At 60.3% G+C, this 25,903-nt stretch carries 30 protein-coding genes and 1 tRNA gene; 24 read left to right on the top strand and 7 right to left on the bottom strand.

What is annotated here, in order from left to right:
- Positions 1–58 precede the first annotated feature (58 nt).
- The 13 genes from DLM46_RS17715 (at position 59) to DLM46_RS17660 (ending at position 8,327) form a co-directional block, all read left to right on the top strand.
- A tRNA-Ser gene (locus DLM46_RS17715) sits at positions 59–149 on the top strand.
- A gap of 261 nt (positions 150–410) precedes the next feature.
- Positions 411–1,649, top strand: coding sequence for a tyrosine-type recombinase/integrase (locus DLM46_RS17710; protein ID WP_115102024.1), 1,239 nt, complete (start codon positions 411–413; stop codon positions 1,647–1,649).
- A gap of 93 nt (positions 1,650–1,742) precedes the next feature.
- Positions 1,743–2,468, top strand: coding sequence for a hypothetical protein (locus DLM46_RS17705; protein WP_115102023.1), 726 nt, complete (start codon positions 1,743–1,745; stop codon positions 2,466–2,468).
- A gap of 110 nt (positions 2,469–2,578) precedes the next feature.
- A complete protein-coding gene (locus DLM46_RS17700; RefSeq protein ID WP_115102022.1) occupies positions 2,579–2,791 on the top strand; it encodes a helix-turn-helix transcriptional regulator in 213 nt (70 codons plus the stop codon).
- The gene (locus tag DLM46_RS17695) at positions 2,788–3,048 is read left to right on the top strand and encodes a transcriptional coactivator p15/PC4 family protein (RefSeq protein WP_115102021.1); all 261 of its coding nucleotides are present in this window, start codon (positions 2,788–2,790) and stop codon (positions 3,046–3,048) included. The genes DLM46_RS17700 and DLM46_RS17695 overlap by 4 nt, the downstream gene beginning before the upstream one ends.
- 293 nt (positions 3,049–3,341) lie before the next feature.
- The gene (locus tag DLM46_RS17690; protein ID WP_115102020.1) at positions 3,342–3,626 is read left to right on the top strand and encodes a hypothetical protein; all 285 of its coding nucleotides are present in this window, start codon (positions 3,342–3,344) and stop codon (positions 3,624–3,626) included.
- Positions 3,619–3,897, top strand: a complete 279-nt coding sequence (locus tag DLM46_RS17685; RefSeq protein ID WP_115102019.1) for a hypothetical protein — start codon at positions 3,619–3,621, stop codon at positions 3,895–3,897. Before DLM46_RS17690 ends, DLM46_RS17685 begins: the two co-directional genes overlap by 8 nt.
- Entirely contained in the window at positions 3,894–4,070 is a 177-nt protein-coding gene (locus tag DLM46_RS39460) for a hypothetical protein (RefSeq protein ID WP_165848002.1), read from the top strand. The genes DLM46_RS17685 and DLM46_RS39460 overlap by 4 nt, the downstream gene beginning before the upstream one ends.
- Positions 4,063–4,401, top strand: a complete 339-nt coding sequence (locus DLM46_RS17680; protein WP_115102018.1) for a hypothetical protein — start codon at positions 4,063–4,065, stop codon at positions 4,399–4,401. Before DLM46_RS39460 ends, DLM46_RS17680 begins: the two co-directional genes overlap by 8 nt.
- A complete protein-coding gene (locus DLM46_RS17675; protein WP_115102017.1) occupies positions 4,398–6,611 on the top strand; it encodes an AAA family ATPase in 2,214 nt (737 codons plus the stop codon). Before DLM46_RS17680 ends, DLM46_RS17675 begins: the two co-directional genes overlap by 4 nt.
- Positions 6,608–7,057 (top strand): TubC N-terminal docking domain-related protein, encoded by a 450-nt coding sequence (locus DLM46_RS17670; RefSeq protein WP_115102016.1) that lies wholly within the window; start codon positions 6,608–6,610, stop codon positions 7,055–7,057. Before DLM46_RS17675 ends, DLM46_RS17670 begins: the two co-directional genes overlap by 4 nt.
- Positions 7,054–7,716 carry a hypothetical protein gene (locus DLM46_RS17665; RefSeq protein ID WP_115102015.1) on the top strand — a complete coding sequence of 221 codons (663 nt, stop codon included), beginning with the start codon at positions 7,054–7,056 and terminating at the stop codon, positions 7,714–7,716. Before DLM46_RS17670 ends, DLM46_RS17665 begins: the two co-directional genes overlap by 4 nt.
- Before the next feature lie 11 nt (positions 7,717–7,727).
- The gene (locus DLM46_RS17660; RefSeq protein WP_115102014.1) at positions 7,728–8,327 is read left to right on the top strand and encodes a hypothetical protein; all 600 of its coding nucleotides are present in this window, start codon (positions 7,728–7,730) and stop codon (positions 8,325–8,327) included.
- Positions 8,328–8,421: 94 nt separating this feature from the next.
- On the opposite strand, the gene DLM46_RS17655 is transcribed toward DLM46_RS17660, so the two are convergent.
- A complete protein-coding gene (locus DLM46_RS17655; protein WP_115102013.1) occupies positions 8,422–9,309 on the bottom strand; it encodes a hypothetical protein in 888 nt (295 codons plus the stop codon).
- Between the two features lie 248 nt (positions 9,310–9,557).
- Between DLM46_RS17655 and DLM46_RS17650 the strand changes: the two genes are divergently transcribed.
- From DLM46_RS17650 to DLM46_RS17630, 5 genes are all read left to right on the top strand, one after another.
- Positions 9,558–10,358 carry a hypothetical protein gene (locus DLM46_RS17650; protein WP_115102012.1) on the top strand — a complete coding sequence of 267 codons (801 nt, stop codon included), beginning with the start codon at positions 9,558–9,560 and terminating at the stop codon, positions 10,356–10,358.
- A gap of 427 nt (positions 10,359–10,785) precedes the next feature.
- A complete protein-coding gene (locus DLM46_RS17645; RefSeq protein WP_115102011.1) occupies positions 10,786–11,172 on the top strand; it encodes a hypothetical protein in 387 nt (128 codons plus the stop codon).
- 47 nt (positions 11,173–11,219) lie between these two features.
- Positions 11,220–11,534, top strand: a complete 315-nt coding sequence (locus tag DLM46_RS17640; protein ID WP_115102010.1) for a hypothetical protein — start codon at positions 11,220–11,222, stop codon at positions 11,532–11,534.
- Between the two features lie 167 nt (positions 11,535–11,701).
- Positions 11,702–11,956: a hypothetical protein gene (locus DLM46_RS17635; protein ID WP_115102009.1), complete on the top strand. Its 255-nt coding sequence runs from the start codon at positions 11,702–11,704 to the stop codon at positions 11,954–11,956.
- A 23-nt stretch (positions 11,957–11,979) separates the two neighbouring features.
- Positions 11,980–13,236, top strand: a complete 1,257-nt coding sequence (locus DLM46_RS17630; protein WP_115102008.1) for a hypothetical protein — start codon at positions 11,980–11,982, stop codon at positions 13,234–13,236.
- 439 nt (positions 13,237–13,675) lie between these two features.
- On the opposite strand, the gene DLM46_RS17625 is transcribed toward DLM46_RS17630, so the two are convergent.
- On the bottom strand, positions 13,676–14,056 hold the full coding sequence (locus tag DLM46_RS17625; protein WP_115102007.1) for a hypothetical protein: 381 nt from the start codon (positions 14,054–14,056) through the stop codon (positions 13,676–13,678).
- Between the two features lie 96 nt (positions 14,057–14,152).
- On the opposite strand from DLM46_RS17625, the gene DLM46_RS17620 reads away from it, so the two are divergent.
- The 4 genes from DLM46_RS17620 (at position 14,153) to DLM46_RS17600 (ending at position 17,911) form a co-directional block, all read left to right on the top strand.
- Positions 14,153–15,220, top strand: coding sequence for a tyrosine-type recombinase/integrase (locus DLM46_RS17620; protein ID WP_115102006.1), 1,068 nt, complete (start codon positions 14,153–14,155; stop codon positions 15,218–15,220).
- Positions 15,221–15,466: 246 nt separating this feature from the next.
- The gene (locus tag DLM46_RS17615; protein WP_115102005.1) at positions 15,467–16,141 is read left to right on the top strand and encodes a hypothetical protein; all 675 of its coding nucleotides are present in this window, start codon (positions 15,467–15,469) and stop codon (positions 16,139–16,141) included.
- Positions 16,142–17,011: 870 nt separating this feature from the next.
- A complete protein-coding gene (locus tag DLM46_RS17605; RefSeq protein WP_115102003.1) occupies positions 17,012–17,602 on the top strand; it encodes a hypothetical protein in 591 nt (196 codons plus the stop codon).
- Between the two features lie 63 nt (positions 17,603–17,665).
- A complete protein-coding gene (locus DLM46_RS17600) occupies positions 17,666–17,911 on the top strand; it encodes a hypothetical protein (protein WP_133300353.1) in 246 nt (81 codons plus the stop codon).
- A gap of 271 nt (positions 17,912–18,182) precedes the next feature.
- Here the strand turns inward: DLM46_RS17600 and DLM46_RS17595 are convergent, their stop codons facing one another.
- Both DLM46_RS17595 and DLM46_RS17590 read right to left on the bottom strand, forming a co-directional pair.
- Positions 18,183–18,794, bottom strand: coding sequence for a hypothetical protein (locus DLM46_RS17595; protein ID WP_115102001.1), 612 nt, complete (start codon positions 18,792–18,794; stop codon positions 18,183–18,185).
- Positions 18,795–18,845: 51 nt separating this feature from the next.
- On the bottom strand, positions 18,846–19,853 hold the full coding sequence (locus DLM46_RS17590; RefSeq protein ID WP_115102000.1) for a tyrosine-type recombinase/integrase: 1,008 nt from the start codon (positions 19,851–19,853) through the stop codon (positions 18,846–18,848).
- A gap of 666 nt (positions 19,854–20,519) precedes the next feature.
- On the opposite strand from DLM46_RS17590, the gene DLM46_RS17585 reads away from it, so the two are divergent.
- On the top strand, positions 20,520–21,137 hold the full coding sequence (locus tag DLM46_RS17585; RefSeq protein ID WP_115101999.1) for a tyrosine-type recombinase/integrase: 618 nt from the start codon (positions 20,520–20,522) through the stop codon (positions 21,135–21,137).
- Complete coding sequence (locus tag DLM46_RS17580; protein ID WP_115101998.1) at positions 21,134–21,796, top strand: dihydrofolate reductase family protein; 663 nt, start codon at positions 21,134–21,136, stop codon at positions 21,794–21,796. The genes DLM46_RS17585 and DLM46_RS17580 overlap by 4 nt, the downstream gene beginning before the upstream one ends.
- A 63-nt stretch (positions 21,797–21,859) precedes the next feature.
- Here the strand turns inward: DLM46_RS17580 and DLM46_RS17575 are convergent, their stop codons facing one another.
- From DLM46_RS17575 to DLM46_RS17565, 3 genes are all read right to left on the bottom strand, one after another.
- Positions 21,860–24,271: a fimbria/pilus outer membrane usher protein gene (locus tag DLM46_RS17575; protein WP_165848001.1), complete on the bottom strand. Its 2,412-nt coding sequence runs from the start codon at positions 24,269–24,271 to the stop codon at positions 21,860–21,862.
- A 62-nt stretch (positions 24,272–24,333) separates the two neighbouring features.
- Positions 24,334–25,062 carry a fimbria/pilus chaperone family protein gene (locus DLM46_RS17570; RefSeq protein WP_115101996.1) on the bottom strand — a complete coding sequence of 243 codons (729 nt, stop codon included), beginning with the start codon at positions 25,060–25,062 and terminating at the stop codon, positions 24,334–24,336.
- Positions 25,063–25,198: 136 nt separating this feature from the next.
- The gene (locus DLM46_RS17565; protein WP_244306272.1) at positions 25,199–25,840 is read right to left on the bottom strand and encodes a DUF1120 domain-containing protein; all 642 of its coding nucleotides are present in this window, start codon (positions 25,838–25,840) and stop codon (positions 25,199–25,201) included.
- Between the last annotated feature and the right edge of the window lie 63 nt (positions 25,841–25,903).

The raw sequence follows: 25,903 nt of genomic DNA, 5'->3' as shown, positions 1-25,903 counted from the left end.
GGGTTTGCAGGCGGGTGTGGCGCAAGGCCCGAAGTTTGCTATAATTCGGCTCCCCGCCGGAGAGATGGATGAGCGGTTTAAGTCGCACGCCTGGAAAGCGTGTATAGGTTAATAACCTATCGGGGGTTCGAATCCCCCTCTCTCCGCCAGGACGCCCTTCCGAAGCAATCCAGAACCGTCCGGTTCAATCGCCCAAACCCTTGCTGCACAAGGCTCACGGGGCAAAATCCCAAAATGGAACAGTCCGGAACGATTGCGTTTAATCCGGTTTAGTCGTAAAGTTTTTGGTGGGTCGGTAGGTGGGTAGGCGATTTTTCGCATCCACGCCTAGGCACTTGCTGCCATGTCTCCACCGAACTGATCCTAGCCCCCGCTAGGCGGGCCTTTTGTGCGAACAGTTCGAACCACACATGCCCAGAACGGCGAAAGAGCTTGGCGCGCTGGCGGTATCACGTCTGTCGGCACCAGGGCGTCATACGGTTGGCAAAGTCGCAGGTCTCGCCTTGCAGATCACGCCAAGCGGCGCCCGCTCATGGGTGCTTCGCATCACCATCGGCGAGCGTCGACGCGAGATCGGACTTGGCGCTTATCCTGGCGTATCTCTGAAGGAAGCCCAGGAGAAGGCGCAGGCGGCTCGCGACGAGGTCGTCGCCGGCACTGATCCAGTTATGGCGCGACGAGAGGCTGCTAGCCGGTTGCGCGCGGAGCAGGCGCTCGAGGTGACTTTCGAAGAGGCCGCAAAGCGGTTCATCAAAGCGAAGGCGCCCGAGTGGCGCAACGCGAAGCATGCTGCACAGTGGACCAATACTCTGACGACCTACGCCTATCCCACTATCGGGAAGTTGCTGGTCCGGCACGTCGATCGATCGCATGTCGTCGAGGTGCTGGAACCGATCTGGACGACCAAGACAGAAACGGCGTCACGTGTGCGCGGCCGCGTCGAGGCGATTCTCGATTGGGCGCGGGTGAACGGACTCCGGGAGAACGGGATCAATCCGGCCGCGTGGCGCGGCAACCTCGAAAAGCTGCTCTCAAAACCGAAAAAGACGACGCGGGTGCGGCATCACCCCGCATTGCCGATCGAGCAGATGGGGGACTTCATGACGAAGCTGCGCGCGATGGACAGTATCAGCGCCCGGTGCCTTGAGTTCGCGATATTGACCGCGGCCCGATCAGGCGAGGCGCGCGGCGCCACCTGGACCGAGATCGATCTCAAGAAGGCCATCTGGGCGGTGCCCGGGCCGCGAATGAAAATGCAGCGCGAACACCGCGTCCCATTGTCGCCGGCCGCGGTGAAACTCCTGAAATCTATCGAGCGGAAAGAGGACGTCAATCTGATTTTCCCGAACCAGCGATCGGGCAGCATGCTCAGCGATATGGCATTGCTCGAGCTCATGCGTGGTCAGAAGCTGGAAGCTACTCCGCACGGATTCAGATCGACCTTTCGGGATTGGGCGGGGGAGTACACCAACTATCCGCGCGAGCTGGCGGAGGTCGCGCTCGCCCACTTGAAGGGTGACGCCACTGAGGCTGCGTACTGGCGAAGCGACGTGCTCGAGAAGCGCCGCCGCATGATGATCGACTGGGCGGTTTTTATTGCTAAGCCTCGCAAGGCAGGTGCGGTGATTCCAATCAACAAGCACGGGTAACCGGTTTGGCGCGCCTAGCCCGACGGGGCGAAAGCCGGGTGCCCTACCCGGTCGGCGCGGCTCCCTAATAGGGCTTTGCTACAGGGCGAGCAAATGGGCATCTTGGACGACCTTAAACGCGGGATCAAACCAGGTATATCGGTATTTGAGGCACTCACTTGGCTGGCTGAATTCGAGGGCGTCACCATGGCACAGGCTGCCGCGTGGCTTCACGACCAGGATGGAGCAGACCATTTGTCGCCGGTTTTGATCCGATGGGACAGACAAGAGTTTGGGCCGAGTCGACGAGAGCTTGCATCGGACGCAGATCGGGACGAGACACGCAAACTCATCAGAGCCGGGTTGGACTTCGCGGTCTCCTATCCTCGCGATGACATCGACCGGTCAGCAATGAAGGCTTGGGACATGGTTGGTTGGCTACGTGACGACTTCTGGAAGTTTGTATCCGACCGAGGTGTATCTCTTGATGCAAATCTGTTTCCGGAAATCGACCAATGCCCCACCTTCCTGCAAGCGGCGTTTTCACTGGACGGTAAAGGCACCATCGCTTCGCCACCGGAAAAGAAGGCGCTGCCAGTGTCAGCCAACGAGACTTTGGGCGAGCGGGAACGTTCGTCCCTTCAGAAGCAGGTCGCCGCTCTAGCACTCGTGCTAGCGGAGAAACACAACCGCTACCGGAAAGGCGATCGCCCTAACGCCAATCAGATTGCTGATGCCGTCGACGAGATTTTGGCGGCGCTCCCCGATGCGCGGACTCACGGGGTTAGCAAGACGTCTATCCGCGAAACCATCCGCACCGGCATTGCGCTGCTGGAGTAATGAGGTTTGCCAACTGGCAAATCTCACTGCCAGCTGGCAAACAGGCGCCCGGTTAGTCAATAAATTTCGTATGGCCCCGTCCAACCCGGTCGGGAATTGGAGCCATACGGATGAAATCGACAGACAAACTCAAAAACTTCGACAGCCTTCCGAACGCGGCGGCTGTTGACGTCCACACGGTCGCCGCGCTTTGTGGTTGCAGCGTCGCCACAGCCTGGGATCGTGCGAGGCGCGGCGTCCTCCCCAAGCCTCGAAAAATCGGCGGATCGACCCGCTGGAACGTCGGCGAGCTGCGTGCCGTTCTCTTGGGAGTGCCGGCATGACGTCGCAATCCACTGAGATCGCATCCAGCGCCAATACGTTCCTCGACATTCGCAAGAGCGACAGCGAGCGCTTGCGCGTCACCATCTCCGAATACCGCGGCAGGATGTTCGTTGATCTGCGCGCCTGGTACGTGACGGAATCCGGCGAGTTCAAGCCGGGCCGTGCGGGCGTCTCGCTGCGCCCCGATCAGATTGCGGAAGTCACACAGGGTCTCTTGCTGGCGTCTCGCGCGATCGATCCCAAGGGGGCTAATTGATGGCGCGCCTCAAAAAGACCTTGCAAGCCGTAAACCCCGGCGCGTATACTTTTTATGTGTCTGAGACAACAGACGCCAGCTTTAGCAGGCTGAACAATCGAAGCGCACAGCCGCGCCGAGCGGCTTTTTTGTGCGTGCTGCCTTCGTGCGCCCCTTTCAATGGGCGGGCCTTGGTGGGGGCATCTTCGGATGCGCCGGTTCCTTCGGTTGCCGGTCTGCTAACCCTGCCTTGTGCCCGCTCACCCCATTTAGCAGTGGGGCGCGGGTTTAACCCAAACCGAAGAGGCCGCACCATGCGCCGTATCCTCGCTCGTCCTGAGCAAACGTCTCTCCCGAATACCCTCACCGAAAGATTCCCCCTGTTCGCCTACGCCGGCCGCAATGCTGCCGAGCTCTGGCTTCTCGGTGCCCCGCTTAGCGCCTGCGACTTCCGCGATCTGCGCTTTCGCAACCTGGTCGCTGGCGACACTTCGTTCGCCGGCGACGCCGCGCGACGCGACGCCTTCAACGACGCATTTGCTCGAGAGATCGCTCTGTCGATCGCCCGTCAATCCCGTGCGGAGGTGCGTCATGGCTAAGCCCCTGGATATGGCGAACGAGTTCGAACTCGCAACTGATGCGCACGAAGACCTAACCTGCCTTGTCGGCGTGTTTGGTTGGCTCAATGAATTGTTTGCATCTATCGATGACTGTGCGAGCGATAGGGAGATGATCCCTGGCGCCGCGCTTCTGCGAATACACCGCCTGGCTGAGCTTGGCAGTAACGTCTCGACCAACTGGATGGGCACGGCCGAGTCAATGGCCGACAAGTTTGCAATCGAGTTGAATAAGCAGGGGTATGCGTCATGACTGAGATGACAACTATCGCCGCCGCAGCAAGCGTGATCCTCAAACTATGCGAGGACGAAAGTGATGTGCGAACGAAGCTCAAGCGTATCTCGTATGCGGCTGCTGTACTCAAACGGCAAGCGGATGCAGGGCTCGAAAAAATTGATTCAACGGCAGAGGTAGACCATGACTGAGAACCGAACCAGAGCGCCATCCGGGGAGCCGATCGACATCAAGGAAGTCGTGGGCCATGTCGATACGGCCTCAGGCCTGCTTGCATATGCCGCCCAGTCGTTCGCCGACACCTGCGCGATCTTCGAAGCGATCCGGGCCGCGGCGGCGGAGGGGTCGCTGATCAGCCGGCTCGCGCAGCTGGGCATCAACAACTGCGAAACGCACGAAGGCGATTTCACCAAGTACTGCGGCGACTACAACGCTCACACCGAGCGCTTCTCGGTTGCACTGACAGGTAATCCATTTCGGCGTTTGCACAGCGCTGAGGACTCCTTACGGGGCGGCGCATGAGTGCATACGTTGAAGAAGATCGCATTCGTGCGGCACTGAGCCACGTCCCAGCGGACCACAGAGAAACGTGGGTACAGATGGGAATGGCCGTCAAGGCTGAGCTCGGCGAGGGAGGCTTTGACCTTTGGGACGATTGGTCGAGAAGCAGCGACACCTACAACGAGAGCGGCGCACGATCCGTCTGGCGTTCGTTCAAGGCCGGTGGTATCACGATCGCGTCGCTATTCAAGGAAGCGATCGCCCACGGCTACACCGAGAGCGAACCGCTTAAGCCGATCGACCCGGCCGAGCATGCGCGGCGGAGGGCCGCTCGCGAGCAGGAAGCAAAGGAGGCGGCGGCGCGCCATGGGCGCACCCAGGCCGAAGCCGCCGACAAAGCGCGCGAACTATGGGAGAAGAGCGGAACGGTCCACGCCGATCACGCATACGTCCGATCGAAGAAGATCAAACCCTACGGTGCGAAGCAACTGCGCGAGCAGCTCGTCATTAAGATTCAGGACGTGGACGGCGCGCACCATTCCGCGCAGTACATTCAGACGGACGGCGGCAAGACGTTCCAGACTGGCGGCCGGATCAGCGGATGCTTTGCGGCCGTGACTGCCGGCGCAAAACCGGGTAACGCCTCGCCCCTGCTGATCTGCGAAGGCTTCGCGACCGCCTGTTCACTGCACGAGGCGACTGGCTTCCCGGTGGCGGCGGCAATGAACGCCGGCAACCTGCTGAACGTGGCGAAGGCATGGCGCGCCAAATATCCACGCGTGCGGATAGTCATCTGCGCTGATGACGACGCCGAAACCGCCGGAAATCCGGGCATGACGAAGGCACTGGAGGCCGCACGCGCGGTCGGTGCGCTGCTGGCCGTGCCTGACTTCGGACCGGACCGTCCCGGCCGATCTAGCGATTTCAACGATTTGCATGCGCTCGATGGGCTCGATGCTCTGCGCCGGTGCGTCGACGCCGCGGCTGCGCCTGGTGGCATTGAGCCGCCGCGCGCGCCGCGCCCGTCTGCCCTGCTCACGCGAGCGTCCGACATTGTGCCGGAGGCTATCCGGTGGCTTTGGCCTGGCTGGCTCCCGGAAGGCAAGTTGACGCTGCTCGCCGGGTCTCCGGGAACGGGTAAGACAACGCTTGCAATTGCACTGGCGGCGGCAATCTCACGCGGGGGAAAGTGGCCGGATGGGTCCGCATGTAGTCGTGCGGGCGACGTGCTGATGTGGAGCGGCGAAGACAATCCAGCCGATACGATCGTCCCGCGGTTGATGGCGGCCGGTGCAGACATGCACCGCATCCACATCGTCACCGGTAGCACCGATAAAAACGGCGAGATCCAGCCGTTCGATCCATCGTGCGACATTCCGCTTCTGAGCGAACGCCTGGCCGATATGGGCGGCGCCGCGATGCTGATTGTTGACCCGATTGTGTCTGCGGTGTCCGGCGACGCGCACCGCGTCAACGATGTTCGGCGCAACCTGCAAGCGCTGGTCGACATGGCCGCCGGATACCGATGCGCCGTGCTGGGTATCAGCCACTTTGCAAAGGGAACCAAGGGCAGCTCCCCTGCTGAGCGCGTTATCGGCTCGCAGGCGTTCGTGGCACTCGCCCGAATGGTCCTGGTGGCCGGAAAAGACGAAGCCGCCGAGCGGCGCATCCTTGCTCGAGCCAAATCGAACATCGCACCTGATGACGGCGGCGTGAGTTACACGCTCGAGCAGATCGAGACGGACGGTATCGAAGCGAGCCGCGTTGTCTGGGGCGAACTGATCGAAGGGACGGCTCGGGACATTCTCGGGGATGTGGAGGAAACGGACACCGAGAAAGGCCCACGCGAGGAAGCTAAAGAATTCCTCGCGGCGGTGCTTTCGGATGGCCCAGTCAACGCCAAAGAGCTGCGCAAGGATGCCGATGGTGCCGGCTTCAGTTGGCCGACGATTCACCGGGCAGCGTCGGAGCTGGGCGTTGAGAAGCGCAAGCTCGGGATGAAAGAGGGGTGGGTCTGGGCGCTCCCGAAGATTTCAGCCGGCGAAGATTTCACGAAGATTTCCACTCTCTATACCGTGAAATCTTCGGGAGGCCGTGAAATCTTCCGCAACCACGCGGGTTTGCGGGCGGTCGATTTTGGGTCTGCCGCCGAAGATTTCACGGGACAGGGAGTGCAATCTTCGGCGAATTCTTCGGAAACTGCACCCGGCCAACCGGAGGACGACCTATGAACGTCACCACACTTGTCAACGAAGCGAAAGCCGCCGGTGTCCGGTTGTACCTGAAGGATGGCAAGGTCAAATTGCGTGGCCCAGTCGAGGCCATGAAGGCGGTCAAGCCAAAGTTGGCTCCGCACAAGGCAGAGATACTGGCCTACCTGCGGGATGCCGAGAGCAACGGCGTGAGGGCTGGCGAGTTTTGGCCGTGGGCGCCATATTTGGGCTCCGACGACGTTCGCCGGATGCGTGCCGAGCTTGTGGCGATGATCGAAACGCTTGCCGACATGGAACGCTGGCCCGCGGATCATCGCGATGACGTGCTGAGCCGGGCGATACGCGGGCCGCTGGCCGACCTGATGCCGAACATGCACCACTTCAACGAGCGGCTGACGGCGGCGCGTGCCGAAGCCGCAACGCGTGCCGCACTGGAGCAGAGAACTTGGAGATTCGACCGATGACGGACGACAAGACAAAGGACGCGTTCGAACTGATTATCCGCGTGCGCCGCACGCTCCGTTCGGCCGCTCGTGCGCGTGCCCGCCTGCATGACGACAGGCGCCACATTGAACGACAGGCGCGGGTGCTCAAAGCCGGCGGGAATCCCTTCGACAAAGCACGGATTCGGAAGCTTCACAACATGGTGCGCGAACTCGACCCACGTTTCCGTGAACTGAGGGAGAAGAGTAACGAACTGGCGAGGCTACTGATGCATGCTGCGCCAATCATTGACGCATGCACCACGCTCAACGAGCGCTGCGAGGTCTTGAACGTGAATATCGCTGATCGTGAAGGGCTGGAAGAGTCGACGGGCATTGTGCATATAGTTTTCGCCCATGGATTAGAGGATTCCGCCGAGCGGCGACGGGAGGACTGCAAGGGCGGTCCACTCTTCTACGCGATGCAATTAGTATTCTTGGACTTCCTGTGCGACACGCCAAACGGTCGGGCGCTCGGCGCTAGCCTGTTTAAACCCGGCGGGATGTTCGGAGGCGCGCCAAAGTACACCCGGCATACAGACGGAACGATACTGCGCAATCCCCCGTCGCTGTGCATCGTGAACGCCACCGGAGATGTAGCCGAAACAGGCGCCACGGCGCCAGCCGCACCATCTGTTTAGCGGAGACCCATATGATTGAGTTCTACACCCGGGACCAGGCAGCCGCCGCGATTGCCGCAGAGCTTCACCCGGACGACAAGGCGATGCGACTCGATGTCTGCGAGATCTATCGAAACCTGATTTATGACGCCCTATGCGCCGGCGGCCTGATTGGCCGCTACCCTGACACGCGAATCCAGATTGACCGGAATCGGCCCGGCAGTACCATCGCATTCAATGGATGCATGATACGCGAGCGCGATCTGAACGCGTGGCTGGACGGAGTTGGCAACGGCGTGCAGATCGACGGCAAGCATCGCGAGCAGTTGAACGTCGGTATCGGGGCAAGGCCCGACGGATCGCTTCCTGACACTGCAAAGCTTGCTGAAGATCTGGGACCATTCCTCTCTGGAGGGAAGGACGCCGCATGGCTCAAGAAAACGCTAGGCGATCTACGGGGTAGGCCGGAACTGAAGCGCTACCGCGTTCTGACTTCGAGGCCACGAGGATCAGCTTGGCGGGCAGCGGGGGTCGTGATCTGGCTAATCAAGAACGGGCACATGTCTCAAAAGTCCGTAAAAGCCGCGCTCAAGGACAACTATCCGGATGATTACGACATGATGGACCGCTAGTCCTGCGGCCATCATCGATCGGCCGAGTGCGCCGGCAACGCACTAGACCGCACGGTGTCGCCACGAGTGCCGATACCGTGCAGCTCTCCGAGGATCAATATATATCTGCATCGAGGGTGAGTCTGCGGATCGGCACGGCGTCCGGCAAGAAGGAACCTTTCCGACGGACCCTAAATCGGATGTCGACGTTCTCGCGGCGCGGCTCGACATCGATCTCGCATAGTTCGAACGAAGGATCAAAAAAATCTACCAATAGCTTCGGGCGCGTTCTCATTGGCACAGCTGGGACAACGCGGTAGACGCCTTTATCATTCTTCGATGCCGGAGGAAAGATGAGCAGGCCGTCCCAGCCATTGATCCTCTGCTGAAAGTCTACGAAAGCCTGGTCTTCTCTGACGGCGGGCGTCGCGTAAATGCCCGCACTGGGCTGGCAGGTTACGAAATGCCCTTGCACTTCTGCCGGAAGATTGTCTGGGCCGACAGTCTCTAAAAGCCGAAGTGAGAATAATCCGTTGAAGGTTATTTGAGCCTCTCCAGGGTGCACTGCTTCAGTCGGCGGGCAGACGCAGATGTTGAATGTCCGCACCGAATCGGAATCGGCTGGAAGAACCAGGTCAGTGTCGCGCGCGTCCGCATCGTGCAGATCAAGGTGATCGGCGCCCGGAATTCGATAGGCGGCAAACGCGTTCCGTCCGGTAAGCCGCATAAGCGGCTCTAGGAAAATCTTCTCCTCTTTTTTGTGGTCAAAGTGCACGCGCCCTGTCGCGTGGTAAGAAAGCTTTTTTGTGCGGGGTTTGCCAACACGCGCGGCATCCTCGCTCGGCACCCCATCCAGGCCATTGAGCCTGTAACTGGCTTGGACTTCGCCTGAGCGGTAAAACCAAAGGTACAGTGAACCGTCATCCTCAAGTGCATACCTGATTAGTTTTCGGAGCGAGTCCTCGACCTTCAGCAAGACCCACCCACCAACGCTTTTCGCCATCTCCACTCCCCAGCTTAAAAAAGTCTCGCAGTCCCACTTCCGTGGCGACCTCGACAGAGCGTTCGGTCGTCCGGTTACCGTAGCGTCCGCTATCTTGACCGTATTGTTTGGTTCGGTCTATCCCTGAATTCGCCGTAGTCGTGCTGCTCTCATGGCGCATCCATTGACGCTGTCACCGTAGGGCAGCCTTCACCGAGCAGTACGGTATGCATACTGCGCTCATCGAATCCCCAAACGAGAGCGCATCAATGAAGAAAACACCCGCGGCAGCAGCACCGGCCAACGAGTTCGCCGATCTCGAGGCGCTGCGCGAGTTTAGCTCCCTGCTTGAGCAGCGCAGCAAGCTTGAAGCTCTTGCCAACGAGATCCCCGCTCAAATCGCATCAGCGCAATCCGAGATCGACGCAATCGGCGCGAAGACAGTCGACTCCGAACTCGCGTCGCTGGAGGTAACGGAGAAACAACTTTCGGCCACGCTGAAACAGCGTGAAGACCTGGAGCAGCAGCAGGTTGAATGCGGCCTCCGCCTTCGCCGACTGCAAACCCGACTGAACGCCATCGAGGCGAAGATGCCCGACATCGATGCGCAAATCGATCTTGCCATAGGTGCGATCCGCATCGAGGCAGCGATGGCATCGGAAGCCATACAGGTCGAACTTGCCGAAGAGATTCGGAGCAAAGTTGCCGATCTGCAGGCCGTCTACGCGAAGGTGCGCGCCCTTCAGCGCCTCATTCCAATGGCTCGCACGAGCGATTTCATTCTCGACGCGTACCTGCCCGATCTCGAAACGTGTATGCGAATTGAATCCGGCACTGGCAACCACTACAACCGTTCGCCGAATCTCCTGGCAGTTACCAACCCGGACACGCACGCGGCCGAAGCGCAGATTACCGACGCGTTGAAGCCAATCACCGACGCGCTGATTCGGGGACGCAACCATAAGTCGTATGTGCCGCTGGCAAAGCGCCCTCAACCGTATATCAGGAAATCGATCGTGCTTGAAGGCAGTTCCAGCTCAATCGGAGCGGAGCTGGCGCGGCAGAGATAACGAACTGGGGCATGAGGCGAAATGAGCGAGATTGCCGCAGCACTTAAATCACAGGTGAAACGATGGCGATCAAAAAATCAGCACTTTCCGAGAAGGACTCTCGATTTGCGTATCTCTCTGATCTGAGCCCGGAGCAGATTGCTGGAATCACCCAAGCGGCGAACGCGCGAACGTTGGTGCGTGGGTGGGATGCGGCAATGCGTAAGTATGTGCCGGCGGCGCAGGCGCCTAACCGTCGATACGGGTCTGCGCGATAGGACACATCAGATACCGCTTTTGAACGGCGAGCGGAGCACCCCAGCCGGCTAGTGGGCAATAACCCCGGCAACTGCGCGACGCTCATGGAAGCGGATGGCTCTCCGGTCTATGGGCCGGCAATATTCGCGGCGGGCGCGCAGTAATCGATGACAGGAAAAGAGGCATTGACATGGCAACCAAAACCGCAGATCGATACGGGTATCTTTTGCACCTACTCCGGCCAGCTGCCGCAAAGTTTTCAGCAGCAGCGAAAAGACCTTTCGTGAGGCGAGCGAAAGCGCAAGCGATCTTGCCGGCGACGAAGACTTTTGTCGAGATGGTTGCCGCAGCGCAGCCGACGCGTCCAAAACTGGACCCATCGGAGCGAGCCAAGGCAGTGCGGATCGAGCGCGATCGATGCAAGACGATCGTTCGATATGGGCTCGAAAAGGGGCAGATGAATCAAGCATCGCACTTGGCATTTCAGTCGGATTTTGACGTCGAAGACGCGATCCGCATCATGGATGTCACCGCCCAGATAAAAGCGAACGGCCCCGACACTGCTCGGCGCCGATAGCCTCACCCACCAGCAACACTCCATTTTCAGTAGAGAGGAAAAACATCATGGCATCAACAGCATCCGCAGCAAAAGAGAAGTTGGTTAAGGCAATCGTGAGGCGCGGCACGGTTTTCACCGATGTGATAGCCGTGAAGGGATGGGATCACGTCCTTCACAAGGAGGTCGACATCGTCAAACCGGCCGGCGAGAAGGGCCCCGGCGAGATGGTCGAGCTGCCGGCCTCGGAAGTCGAGCGACTGACGCGGCTTGGCATTCTCGCCAGCCCAGACGACGTCGCGGCCCCCGCTCAAGAAAGCGCCGCAAGCATGCTGAAGCTTCTGGATCGTTCCGAAGTCGGTTTCGCGCAGAAAGCGATTTGAGAAACAAGCCCCGGCCGGCCAGTGGGCGTTAATTAACCCCGGCATCTGCGCGGCGCAGTGACCCAGTAGCGCGGTCTTCGCGAAAGTTTCAGCCGCCTTACTGGGGCGGGCGGCAGAACCTGACTGATTCAGAGTAACGAGATTAGCAGTACTTATTTGGAGATTTCATGAAAACGAACGTCGACGCCGACGCAACACAGCGAGCTGATGAACCGATGGCCGAAGCCGGCACCGCAGGGCATATGGGCCTCGTGCGTATGGGCGACCAGATGGCACGTGGCGAGATCGCTCACCCTAGCGCAGAAGACTCGGCTGGTAACGCAACGGCCGGCGGACCTGATCACTCTGGCGTCTTTCGCGCTGGTGATCGCTGTGAGCGCGGCGTCGTGCGCGAGTCTTCCACCACCGATCTCAACGACTAAGCAGAGCAACAGGGGAAATAAGCATGTTCCAAACCGATCAAGCAACAGCAGCGACCGTATTGCCGACACCGGCAGCAGCGGCCACGCAGGGCTATTTCACGAACGGCAATCCGGGAACGGGGGTGCCGGCGACGATTCTCGACGCCGACTTTCTCAACATGACCATGATGGAACTGGTCAATATCGTGACGGCGGCCGGGCTGACGTTGAGCAAGACGACCTATAACCAGGTGCTGCTCGCAATCAAGCGACTGGTGCAGAATCAGGCGGTTCTGACCGATACGGGCGCAGTCAACGCCTATACCGCAGTCAACGTTCCGCCGCTGACGGCTGGCACCTGGACGAATGGCGTCACGCAGCAGATCGTCGTGGCGCATACGAACACGGGCGCATCGACCTATTCGCCGGATGCGCTGACCGCGATTCCGATCTACGGCCTCGGCCTGCAACCGCTTCAAGGCAACGAGATGTTCGCCGGCGGCACCGCGATCATGATGAAGCAGACGATCGCCGGCGTGAATAGCGGCAACCCGATTGCCGTTTTGCTCGAGTGCTCTGGCGGCGCTCAACAGATCCCTGCCGCTACGCAACCGCTACATGCGCTTCAAGCGGGGCAGGCACTCGGTCTTTACCTTGGTACCCAGGTGATTACGGCGAGCGGCACTTACACGCCAGGGACTTACACGGTCGCGGGTCGAAGCGTCACGGCCACAAAAGCGCGTTTCCGCGGTACGGCGTCTGGCGGTGCGGGTGGCGGCGCGTCGGCAACCGGCTCAGGCCAAGCTTCAGCGGGCGGCGGCGGGAGCGCAGGCAACCCATTTGAATTTTTGGTCACTAGCGGCCTTGCCTCTCAGACGATCACCGTTGGCGCGGCCGGCCTTGGCGTATCGGGCGCAAACGGCGGAAACGGCGGCGACTTGGTAATCGGGTCATACGCAACGATTCGCGGCGGTAAGGGAGGTGGTTTGGGCGGCACGTTGGCAACATTCCCTGGGGTTAGCTCAAACGGCGTATTCAACGCCACATCTACGTTCGGGAGTGTGACGGCGATTCTCAACACGCTCGGCCAAGTCGGTGGCAACGGGATTTGCTTTTCGACCGGTGCAACCCTAAACGGCGATGGCGGAACATCGCCTTATGGCTCGGGCGGCCGAACCGCTGCTGCGAACGGCAATGGATATGGCGCGGGCGGCATGGGCACGGGCAATGGGCAAAGCGCTGCGGCTGCGGCTGGGAATCAGGGCGCTCCGGCAATTATGTTTGTTGATGAATACGCGTAAGGGGGTGAAATGATCAGCCGATATGCAATCGTAGAAAACGGCGTTGTCACGAACGTCATCTTGTGGGATGGCAACACGGAGACGTGGCAGCCGCCGGGAGGGGCAACTGCGAATCTGTTGCCTGGCGGATCTCCTGTCAGCTCGGGTTTCACGTTCGACGGCACCAACTACGCTCCGCCGCCGTCCACTCCTGTGTAACGAATCGCCAAAATGGTGAGGCGGCACGCTAAAACTGACAAGCGTGCCCGCAAACGAAGGGGACTTTGAGATGAAACGACTGTATGCGCGGCTGACTCTTTGGCTTATACGCCCGGCGCTCGAGGAGAGTGCTACTCGTGGGCGATTTATTCGAAAGACGACGATTCGCGTGGATGTTACCCCTCGGGTGTGATCTGCTGACCCGCTGCGCCGTCTGACGGCGGCGCATTTTGCAGATCTGTCAGTTCGGGTTTTTCCCGCGCGCTTGCCTTCCAAGTTCGATCTGGGCACTCAGTAAGCCCTGCAGCGTCTCTAGGCTTTCCAAAGGAATTCCAAAACCAAGCCATCCAAATGCGGGATGCCGGACATATAGGGACGAGCCATCGATCATCGGATTTGGCTCCGTGTAGAACTTGGGATCGAGCGACACGTGAGTCATCTCTCCCAAAGGAGGATCACTCTGGATTGGTGGATTCAACTGCTCTCTGACTTGGGCAAGTCCGTTCATGAACGCCGACAGAGTTTCGGGCGTAAATGATTGGGTATGGCCTTCGTAGGTTATTTCAACGCGATGCGTCTTGTCAGGCATCTCGTAGAAATCTGCTTTGATTTCGACAGTCATGCGTCGTGCCCCTTTCGTGAGTGGGTTGAGGAAGTAGAGAGCTTCGATTCTCGCACGTCGGCGGTTCGCACCCTTTGCTTGGGGGTTGGGGAATCCATGAAATACAAATTGTTCAAGGTCGGGAAGATTTGGCACTACCGGTTCCAGGTCGACGGAAGCCGGGAGCAGAGATCGACCTTCGAGACTGATCGGTCCATCGCTGAAAAGGTTGCGGCACGTGCTTTTCGAGAGGCCACATTGTGGGCTCGCAATGGCAGGAAAATTCCGACGATGCAAGAACTGGTTGCCGAGTGGTTAAGCACGCACAAAGCCACAGCTAGCCAATCGCATTGGCGGGGCATCGATGCCTTCTGCCGCTTGCACCTGTACGGCCTTGAAGGAATGCCCATAGACGAGATCACGACGACCGCAGTCGAGCAGGCGCGGTGCGAGTACCTGAAAGACCATGCGCCGACGTCGGCAAATCACTGGCTCAAAACGGTTCGGCTGTTGATCAATTGGGCGGTGCGGCGCAAGATCATTCCGACATCGCCATTTGTCGTGCTGGTCCTGAAGATCCAGAAGAAGCCGCGCGTTGTGCTTCCAGTCCCGCTCGCGCAGGCATGGATGGCCGCGCTCGACGAGCGTGCCGGTAGGCGCCTGGGTATTCGTATAGCCGTTCGCTTGATGATCGGGCTTGGGCTCCGGGAGGCGGAAACGCACACCGCGAGATGGGAGTGGATGGACTGGGATCGGCGCACGTACACACCCGGCGAAACCAAGGGACGCGAGGCGGACCCGTTGCCGTGCCCTAACTGGCTGATCGACTTCCTGATGCCATACAGGCAGGCAACGGGCCCGATCGTCACGAAGCCCACTGGGCAGCCATACACACCTGGCTTCACCCGTCACGCAATGCTCTGCGCCAACAAGGCTGTAGGCGCTCCACACGTCACGCCTCACCGGCTAAGGGCGACGTATGCAACCCTGCTCAGCGAAAGCGGCGTACCGGTCCAGAACGTCCAGAAAGCACTCCGCCACAAGAGCGCACTGACCACCATGGGCTATCTGGAATCGAGCATGGACTCAGTGTCACGCGGACAGGAGCGCATCGGCGAGAAACTCGGCTTCGGATTGCGTCAATCAGGCGATGGCGCGCCAGTGGCGATGGATGCCCCCCAATGAACCACTGCGCAAGGCTTCAAGAATTACCAAGAGTAATCGGGAATTCGCACCGCCGAGCGGAGGCGCTTGAGGCCCAAACCAGCCCTTCAGGACAGTCCGTCGACGGTCGATGCCACCTTACAAATAGCTTGGGTCCCTCTGGAGGCACTCCTACAGGCGGGCCATTGCACACCGCAAGGTCTCTGCAGGTATGAACTTTCAAAATTGGGTAACAAAACCTCGGAAAGGTAACAATAGGAGAAAACTATGACGCTGGTCAGTCAGGCAGAATTCGCGCGGATGTGTGACGTATCGCGCAAGACGGTGACAACCTGGGCATCGCTTGGAAAGCTTGTCATGCAAGGGAAGCGGGTCGATGTCGAGGAAACGGAAGCTCGCATGAGCAGGCTTCATCGGGAGGGTTCGCCGATCAAAAACGCGCCCGAAAAAATTGTTACCCTGGCGGATGATGGGGTAACAAAACGCAGGCGCGAGAGCGATTTTGTTACCCGCAAAGGTAACAAAACTGCCAGCACCGAGCTGCTATCGGTCGGTGAACTCGAGGCACGCCTGCGCGCGCTGGACTGGAAACAGACGTTCGATTGGTCACCGGCGGCGGTCGACCAGCGAGTTAGGCGGGCGGCAAGGTGCATCGGTTGGGACGCCGTTACCTCCGCCAGCCGGGACGACGGTCACTGGGGTGGCTATCAACTACGGATCGCTCAGTTCTCGGCCGATGAGCTGAGCTGCGATGTGATTCAGGGTGGCCACGGCTTCAATCTCGACGCTTTCGACGTCCTCGAGATGGTGCGTGACCATATAAGCGCTCGCCTTGATGTCGACGGCGCGATCACCCAGGACGATGACGACGTGATACCGGTCGACCCCGATTCGCTGGATCTGTTGGCTCGCCCGTTTGGCGAACTGCAGACTCAGCCGTAATGAGGGAGACCCCAGCGGGCGGTGGGCAGAAACCCCCGCATGTTGCCGACGAAGTGTAAGAGGGGTACCTCTCCTGGATCCTGTCAGGCTAACCCTCGGCGGGCGGCAATTAGGCACCTCGCCTCGCCGAGACGGCCGAGTGAACTTACAATGCATAGCGGCGGAACGTCGCCGATCGACCGTGGCTAGTCAGTAAGCCTGCGGTCGACGGTAGGGACAACCGAGTGCCGGCATCATCGATGAACGCAAGGAAGACTATGCCAAGAAAGCGCGACCCTCGCCTCGAAGTCCGGGATTGGTCGAAGGTCCCACGGCACCTCAAACTATCGATCAATTTGATCCCGCGGCCGTTGCACCGCCGAAATTTGCGCGTTGCGCTGGGAGACAGGTGGCGGCCCTTTGCCGACAAGATCAAGCGTGAGCGCGGCCCGCTGTGCGAGATCTGTGGCGCATTCCCAGCAACTGCGTCGGACTGTCACGCCCACGAAGAATGGTCCTACGATGAACACGCTCATCCAAGCGTAGCCAAGCTCGAACGCATTGCAATAGTCTGCTCCAAGTGTCACAGCGTCGAGCATTTTACGAACACTGGAATCCGATGGAGGGAAGGCAAACTCTCTGGAGAGCAGTTTGCTGCAATCCGAAGTCACTTCTACGTGGTGAATGGCATAGATGCTAACGAGCTACCTTGGTATTTGGATTACCACTACGAACACGCGCAGCAGATAGAGCAGCGCAGATCAATGTGGTTATGGCGGATCGACTTCGGTGAGTTTGCAAGCATGCTGTCATCCGTCGAAATCGAGAGGATGCAGCCGAACGCGGGCACGCTGCGATAGGCCTCTACGCAAGGCTTAAATCGGGGGATACATGGACAACTGGTCATCCAAGAAACGCTGGACAATTTTCGCCGCGATCTTTGTTGGCGCGTTCTTGATTTTCCACAACAGCGAAAAGATAGCTGCATGGGTGCAGGCAGGGGGCTCCATCGCTGCGGTGCTTATCGCGTTGGAGATTGCAAGTAGGCAACATCGCGAGACGCTTTTGATGGAAGAGCGTCGGCGCGTCTGGGCGCAGAAAGCGCTGCTAACGTCCGCGTTGGCGATTTCGAGGGAAGCAGTGCGCTTGCTGGACTCACTGCCAAATGAGAAGGATGACGAGACCCATGCTCAAGGCAAGGTGAATCAGTCTATTGATCTTGCGTCAATCGAAGACGTTCATGCGGCTCTGGATAAAATACCCGTCGACCAATTCCATGACGGCGCCACTATCGTGGCTGTCTTCGAGGTAAAGCGCTCCCTGCGTGGCGTGCAGCACGACTACACCGCGGTTCAAACTCAAATCTGGGCATCCAACCCAGGGTGGCGCGGCAACGCCGCTGAAATTGGCAAACGCCAAACGGTCGCGCGCGAGGCTGTGGCAAAGATAGAGCAAGCAATAGCGGCGACGGCCACTCCTTGATGGCGGCGGCCGGTCTCGCCGGTCGCAAGTGCTACGATGGTTGAAATGGTTGCGGAGGCTGCGATGCAAAATCCCCCTCTGTTTCACGTCCTTTTGGACCATCTGGAAGCGATCGACGCTCCGGCCACCGACATAGACCGCTTTGTCGACCGATGGCACCGCCTGCGGCCGCACGAGGCGTTTCCGTGTCCCGTCTGCTATCTAGCCGGCGAGGAGCAGCCGCTGGCTGCGCTACCAGCTCAGGGCAAGTTTGAACCCGTCAAATGCCCGCACTGCCGCACGCAGTTCGATATACCGATCGACGAATAAAGTCACTTCATTGCTCGCGCAGGACGTCCACCGCTAGATCAGCCATCTCGGCGAGCCGGAAGCCAATTTCTCCGAACGCTGACGCAAATGCGCGGGTACACGTTGTAGATCGCAATGGCCTACCAAAGGTCGCGCGGCGATACCGAGACATGAAACTTGGTATCGTGGACGAAGGCACGCGCAAATCAGATCTTCGGTATGCGTCCGGCCCAGATCTTGATGCGTTCAAAAAGAAGGAGCGATAGCGTAGTGCCGCAGCAAGGTGCGGTCGTCAGTTCGAGCGCCAGTCGGTGCGCAACGAGTCTTCCGCCTTGTTTTCGTCTGACATTGCGATGGCCTTTGCGAATAGGGGATAGAACTCGGATTTGGAAAGATTCGATCCACAATCTTGCATCCCCTTGAGCGCTTCAGACTGCGCGTCAGTGGGGTTCGCTAGTAGCTTAGGGTTGTGGACCAGGGTCCAGTTGTAAAATACCCGCGCTTCGAGCGGAAAACGTCCATTGAAAGCGCGAAGCGCAGTCACGCAATCCATCAGTATGAATTCAGATGTGCTCGGTCGAAAAGAATGAAACGAAAATGGATCACGGTCAGCGTGCTTTATAAAATTCTCGGTCTCGCTAAGCAAAGCCAAGACTTCGTCTCGATATTCAGCCCGCACATTCTCTAGAAATACCTCCCGCATTGTCTTATACCCGGTCGCGTGCTTCTGATGGAGTTTCCAAAGAATTTTCCAGGCAGCGCAAGCCAGTCCATGGATCGGGACCGGATCGAAATCGTGGAACCAAAGCCATATGGCGGTGCAGAGTTGACGCTCCGCAGCATCCGACTTCGAAATCACGAGATCGCCAAGGCTTTGATGCCGCTCAATTTTTTTTTCGACCATGAGGTCTCCGCTTCACGTGTTTAATGATGTTGGACGGCCCTGAGGAGGCGTCTATTTTCTTGCCTCAGGGCCCCTCTGCCCGATCCTCCCCACAGCATCAGCCAAACGGTCAGTCGCCAGGTGCGAATATCGCTTCGTCGACACGACCGATTTATGTCCGAGGACGCCGCCGACCGTGAAAAGGTCGATGCCGGCGTTGATCATCTCCGACGCCGCGCCATGCCGTAGGTCATGAAAATTGGTTTCCGGATGCCCGGCCGTCTCGCGCGCCTTTATCCATTCCGTCTCGAATCTCTTTACCTTGACCGTGAAGCGCACCCGCCGCGCGAGCACCGCGATCCTCGGATGGATCGGGATGATGCGCGGCCGGCCGTTTTTCGTGTCGGCCAGTGAATATCCGTTGCGCGTCACCCTCGCTCGCATGATCTCGCCGCGGCGCATCCCCGAGTAAAACGCGATCCTGATCGCTGCTCGCACCTCCCGGTCTCCGCAGGCCCGCGCAATCTCGAGCATCTCCCGTCGCTGCGGGTAGTGGTGCCGCTCGTTGTTGACGGCCGGGATTACCATGCGCGCGGTCTGGTCGACCTCCAGGCGGCCGATCTTGTGCGCATACTTGATTGCCGCGCGCAAGTAGGCCATAACGTTCCGGATCGCACCGTCGGTCAACGGCCTCTTGGGTTGGCCAGAGTGGTCACGGTTGGCGCGCAGATACCCGGCAAACCTCCTGGACCACTCATGGAGATCGAGCGCGTCCTGTTCGCTGTATTCGCTCTTCCACTTCTCCAGCGTCTGGATTCGTTTTGTGGCGTCCTTCCATCTCATGTGCTTGTCGGACACATGTGCCAGTACGCAATCACCGATAGTCACGGCCGGCCTGATTAGCCCACTAACCAGCACGTAGAGTTCGCGTTCCCATTTCCGCGCTAGCTCGTCCGCTTCTTGGGCAGAAATTCCCGCAGGGAGAAGCTTGGTTTTTCGAACGCGGCTACCTTCGATGACGCGTTCGAACGTCCAGCGGTAGCGCCGACGGCCGGCCTTTGTGATGGTTTCGATTGGCATGATGCAAGAAATTCGTAGAGCGAGTCGAGTTCATACACGTGGGTTTTGTGACCGAGCTTGTACCGTTTGATGACCTCACCGGCCCGGTCGAGTCTACTTATGGCATAACGCGGGATGCCGAGGATCTCGGCCGCTTCGGTCGCGCTTACGCGCTTGCCCCGGGCAATAGCAATGAATTCAAGATCCGACGGACGCTTACTAGATGATGGCATTCGTGCCTCCGTCATACGCTTGGGGTAAGGCAACAAGGGGGGGCGACCGGGCATTCCCTCAGCCAATTTATCCTCCGTGCCTCTCCTCTTCAATAGCACACACACTACGCACGTAACAAAACCCGTGAAAAATGCCAGCAAACCCTTGCGGGCATTATGTTTACGGCGCTAACGCTGGCAAAGCAGCGCGCGCGGCACCTCATTTTCTGTTTTGGTGGGTGCATTGGTGGGTAGAGGTGGTGAATATCGTGGAAACCGTTGTCAGATATAGAACAACAGCGGACCCTCTCTCCGCCAGAATTACCTTCCATGTGTTTTCAAGACGACCCGCAAAGCCACGCTGTATAAGGCTTCGCGGCGATCCGATACCTCCGCGAGCATTCAGTAAAAGTCGTAAAATCGAGCAATTTGCCGGGTACTCTTTCGGGTACTTTTTGACGCCGATTTCACGACGATGCCTGCGAGTCTTCTACGCGATTTGCAATGCCGCATAGCCAAGCCACGCGCGAACGTATATCGCCTGAACGATGGCGGCGGCCTGGCTCTGTTGATCAAGCCGACCGGGCTGAAGTACTGGCAGTTCCGATACGCCAAGCCGGATGGCCGGGAAGGCCTGATCCAGATCGGGCCGTACCCGCGTGTCACGCCTGAGCAGGCCCGGACGGCGCGGAACGACCATCGGGTGACCGTCTCACGGGGCGACCATCCGGCGACCTTGCCTAAACACGACAAGGCTCGACGCAAGGTCGAGTCCGCGCAATCGATGACGTTCCGGCAATGCGCCGAGGCGTACGTCGGAGCCCGCGGTGCGGAATGGATAAACTCAAAGCATGCGCAGCAGTGGACGAACACGCTAAAGACCGATGCCTTTCCTGTCATCGGGGCACTACGCCCGCAGGATATCGATACGGACCTCGTGCTACGCGTGCCGCATCCTATCTGGCTGACGAAGAACGAGACCGCAATTCGCGTCCGTGGTCGCATTGAAAGCGTCATGGACTGGGCGAAGGTGCGAGGCTTGCAGATTTGCTGTTCACATTACGCTAGGCGTCTAAACGGAGGCAAACGATGACACGAGTTCGCGTTGAGGGCTTCACCATCTCGCTCGACGGATACGGAGCGGGCCCGAATCAAGACATCAACAATCCGCTCGGCGTTGGCGGAACGGAACTGCACCAGTGGCTTGTCCCAACACGCACGTTCCAGCGGGCCTTGTTCGGCAAGGACGGCGGTACGACCGGGGTTGACGATGATTTCGCCGCCTGTGGCTTTCAGAATGTTGGGGCCTGGATTCTTGGGCGGAACATGTTCGGACCCATTCGTGGGGACTGGCCGGACACAAACTGGAAAGGCTGGTGGGGAGACAATCCACCGTATCACGTTCCAGTCTTCATCTTGACCCATCATGCTCGTCCCCGTATCGAGATGGAAGGCGGCACGACGTTCCACTTCATAACAGGAGGCATTCGCGAGGCGCTCGACCGTGCACGCGAGGCCGCTGCCGGAATGGACGTGCGGATCGGCGGTGGGCCGGACACAATCCAGCAGTATCTTCGTGAGGGCCTCATTGATGAACTGCACATTGCTATCGCGCCGGTCCTGCTCGGCCGGGGAGAATCGCTGTTCGGAGGGGTTGACTTGCGGGCCCTGGGATACGAATGCGTTGAATTCGTAGCATCGGAGAAGGCCACCCATGTCGTCCTACGGCGCCAAGGGCACACGGACGCCTAACCACTCGCTGAAGGCCGACGTCCCTGACTATAGCGGCGCACCACGACCGGGGACCGTAGGCGATCACGCCACGCACTGCGCGTCGGCGCGCTCATAGAACCTCGCCTGCTTCGACGGCGTGTCCGTCAGCGTGTAGGTCAGGCGGCAAACCGTCCCGTCCGGCAGCTCCGCCCGCAGCGACGAGGAAAGCGCCGCCCCTTCGAGAATAAGCCTGCCGTCCTCTCCGGCGACCGCGACGAATTGGTCGCCGCTGTCGATGACCGTGGTCAGTTTCGGCAGCGGTTCGCCGTTCGCGAGTCTTGCAGTCAACAGCACGCGTCGCGTCTGTTGCACCGAGAAGTCGAGCTGGCTCACCGAGCCGCGCGCGACGTCGACCTCCTGCACGCTGTTCTTCAGATCGACGTTGCGCGGCAGTGTTTTCGTGTTGATCATGATCCGGGCACTCGAATACGCGGGCAGCGAGGCCAGCACGGCGTGGCCGCGCGGGTCGGTCCACACCGGTCCCGACGGCGTCGACAGTTCGATGTCGGGCTGTTTGCCGATGGTCGCCACGCCGAACGTGTCCCTCACCTCGTAAGGCGACAACACGACACCGCCGCCGTAACCGACGACTCCGCCGCGCAGGTTCGCCGTGAACGACGAACTGGCAGCACCGTAGGTGCTCGCCGTGACACCCACTTGGGTATAGCGCGGAACGGCGCTCAGCGTGGCGCGCGCCGATGCGGTGCGACGCGCGTTGTCGTAGTCGGCAGCGACACTGTAGCGTCCGGTTCGGCCGAACTGGTCGGCATAGCGGGAGCCGAAGCGCGCGGCGCCATCGGACAGGTTCGCGTAAGTCGTGACGCTGCGCTTGCCGAGCGGCACGTTGACGCTCAGGTAGAGCTGATCGCCGCCGGGCGTGCCGCCACCGATGCTTTTGGCCAGGTTCAGCGACACTGCAGCGCGCTTGAACGCGCGGGTCCAGGCGCCAGTGACGCGTTGCATGTTCGACGCGCCGAACTGTTCGGTGCGTGTGTAGCCGAGCGTGAAATAGCCGAGTACGCTGGTGTTCCAGTTCACGCCGGCCGAGTATTGGGTGCGAAAGGACGGCGCGGCCTGGCCGTCCTCCTGTATGGCATCGGCAAGATCCCGGTATCCGGCGGTACGCTGATTGACTGACGCGTAGAAATTGAAGTTGCCCTCCCACGCGCTATTCAACGAGACGGCGGCCTGTGCGCCCGTCGCGCCTCCTGTTGCGCGCGCGAGCCAAAGCCGGGTGGCCGCCTGGATGCCGAGCAGCGGCGCGAACTCGGCGCTCACGGCGCCTGCCTGGTAAGGTGCCGACGCCAGCAGGCCCGCACTGACGTTGACGCGCTGGCCGAACTGCCAGCCCCGGCTAACGGTCGCAAGCCAGGGCGTCTGCCCGTCACCGGCGCCCTCCAGGCGGCCCGCCGCAAACGACAAGCCTTGCACGGCGCCGAATCCGCTCCGGTTGAACGACGCCGCCGGCACGACGAAGTGCTGCCTGTCGCCATCCTCTTCGACGATCGTGACGTCGAGGTCCGCGTTACCGCTGACGAGCGGCAGCGCGCGCAGCGCGAACGGTCCCGGCGGCAACTGCGACGAGTAGATCAGCGCGCCGAGCTGGCGTACTTCTATGCGCGCCTGCGTGCGCGCGATCCCGCTGACGACGGCGCCGGACTCCGGCGGCGCGACGAGCGCTTCTTCGGGAAATAACTGGACGCCGTACAGCGAGCCGATCGCAAACGGCGTCGACTGCGGGTTGATCTGGCCGGCCTGCAACACGGTCTCGTGCGCTGCGAACGTTCGTTGCGCGTACGCGGACTGATGATCGAATCGCGTGCGGCCGTCCTGGGACGTGGCGATCTGGCGGCTGCGCACGATCCAGCCGCTGGCGTTGACGCCAAGCTCGGTCGCGGCTTGCCAGTACTGCGACGTGCCGCCCGGATTGCGGGCGGACATCGACAGCAGGTCGTAGTTGAGGAGTCCGGCGACGCCGCCCGTCGCGTAGTCGGTGGCGCGGCGCGTTGCCGTGGCGAGCGCGTCGGTCGGCACGACGAAGTCGATCGCGGCTTTCTCCGGATGCAACGTGACGACCGCCTGCGCAAACGCACTGCGATAGTCATAGCAAGGCGTGTCGTCGCGCAATGCCGGCGGCACGACGAGGCCGGCCGCGCGCAGCAGCGCCGGCGACACGCATAGCCGGCCGTTGTCGTCGAAGCGCGCGTCCGCGCGGCCTTTCTTCCGGCCGTTGACGCTGATTTGAACCGGCACCACGCCGGGCAAGAAGCGCGGCGCATCCGCGAAGCGGCGAGCGAGGCTCGTATCGATACCAAGCTTGGATAACGCTCCGGCATCAAACTCGATCGAATCGGCTTGTGTGCCGGGATGCGGATCAGCCGGCGCTGGCGCGATGCTGGAAAAAGCGGCGCGGGTACTCAGCGCGAACGACAGAAGGCACATCAGGAGGCACATCGTGCCCCTTCGCGTATATCGCCCGAGATCGCGTGTCGAGACGCTCGACCCGTTGGCCATTATCAGTGCTCCGCGATACCGTCGGCCGTAGCGCCGAGGGGGGCATCGTAATGCTCGACGGAATAGCCGTAGACCGTAGCCGGGAAGATCCGTACCTGCTGCGCGTCGACGGGCGACTCGAGCGCGACCTTGATCGAGTCGCCCGGCAGCACGTAGGGCTTCGGCAGCACGACGATCTGTTGCTGCGGCAGCAGTTGAACCTTCTGTTCGAGTCGCACGACATAGCGGCTGTCATTGCGCAGGATCAGCTCGCCGTCCTGGCTCGACCACTTGAGCAGCTTCCACGGCTCATCGTTGCGTGCGAGGTCGCGAGGGCTGACGATGACGGGCAGGTTCTGCTGGATGACCGTCTGGATCTCGTTCTTGCTGGGCCGCTTCGGCGGGATGCCTTCGAAGATCACGCGGCTCAGACGCTGCGCCTTGAGCGGCTCGTTGGTGTCGAGCACGAAGCGAACCAGTTGCGACGCCCCCGGCTCGACGCGGGCGATCGGTGGGGTCGCGACGAGCAGGTCGGCCTGGTCCTCGGGAATGTGGCGGATCGTCGTATAGAGCAGCGTGGGCGTGCTGTCGGTGTTCTTGACGGTGATCGAACCTTCGCCGTCCGCTTCGTTGACGATGATGACCGATGTTTCGGGCACGACGCCCATCGCGTGCGAGGCGCCCGCACCGAGCAGGCAGGCGATGAGGGCCGTAAGGAGTGTTGCAAGCTTGCGAATCGACGGGTTTTTCATGAGATCAGGCGCGCGAACGCGGATTCGTCGGCGCGCTCGCGCCGATCGGGCAGGTATGGATGGGAAGGTCCGGCAAGCGCACCGGGCTGCCGCCCTGGGGCGGCCCGGTGATTCGCGCCTGCCGAACGAACAGACGTTACAGGTAGACGAGCGACACGCTAGCGAGACCGTCGAGGTCGATTTGCTTGCTCATGTCGAGGTTGGAGGTTTTGTCGATCGCGGCTTGCAGCTCCAGCGTGCCGGTGAAGACCTTCGCCGCGACGGGAACCGTCAGGCCGGTCTTGGCCCAGGATCCGATCCACGAACCGTTCGACGCCAGGAAGCCGGATGATGACGTCCAGCTACTGCCGGCGTTGGCCGAGTCAATCGAGTCGACCTTCGCGCCGTCCGCAGTGAACGTGCCCGGCTTGAAGCGGAACGCATAGGAACCGATGTTCTTGCCCGATGCGGTGCCGAGACCGTACTGCCAGTTGGCACCAACGTTCAGGCCAAAGAACCCGACGGCGCTGGTGAACGCGCCGGTCCCGGCGCGATTGTCCGCGCCCTTCAGCGCGACGCGTGCGACGGCGTCACAGGTGATCGTGAGCGTATCGGACTTGACGTCGAGCAACGTGAGCGCGGTCGGATTGAGGGCCGCCGTGCCGATGTTGCCGTAGTCGAACGTGCCGCCACCGGCGAGCGTCGGCGTACAGGCGGCCGGCTTGATGACGCCGCTGACCTTGATGTCGAACGAATCCGCGAAGGCGGACGAACAGGCGACGGCGATGGCGCCGGCCATGAGGCATTTCGGAAGATTGAATTGCATATGAGATGTATGAGTTGACGCGGCACACGTCGCGGC

This window comes from Paraburkholderia lacunae, from assembly GCF_003353175.1.
Classification (GTDB): domain Bacteria; phylum Pseudomonadota; class Gammaproteobacteria; order Burkholderiales; family Burkholderiaceae; genus Paraburkholderia; species Paraburkholderia lacunae.
This window is presented reverse-complemented; position numbering and strand designations above follow the sequence as displayed.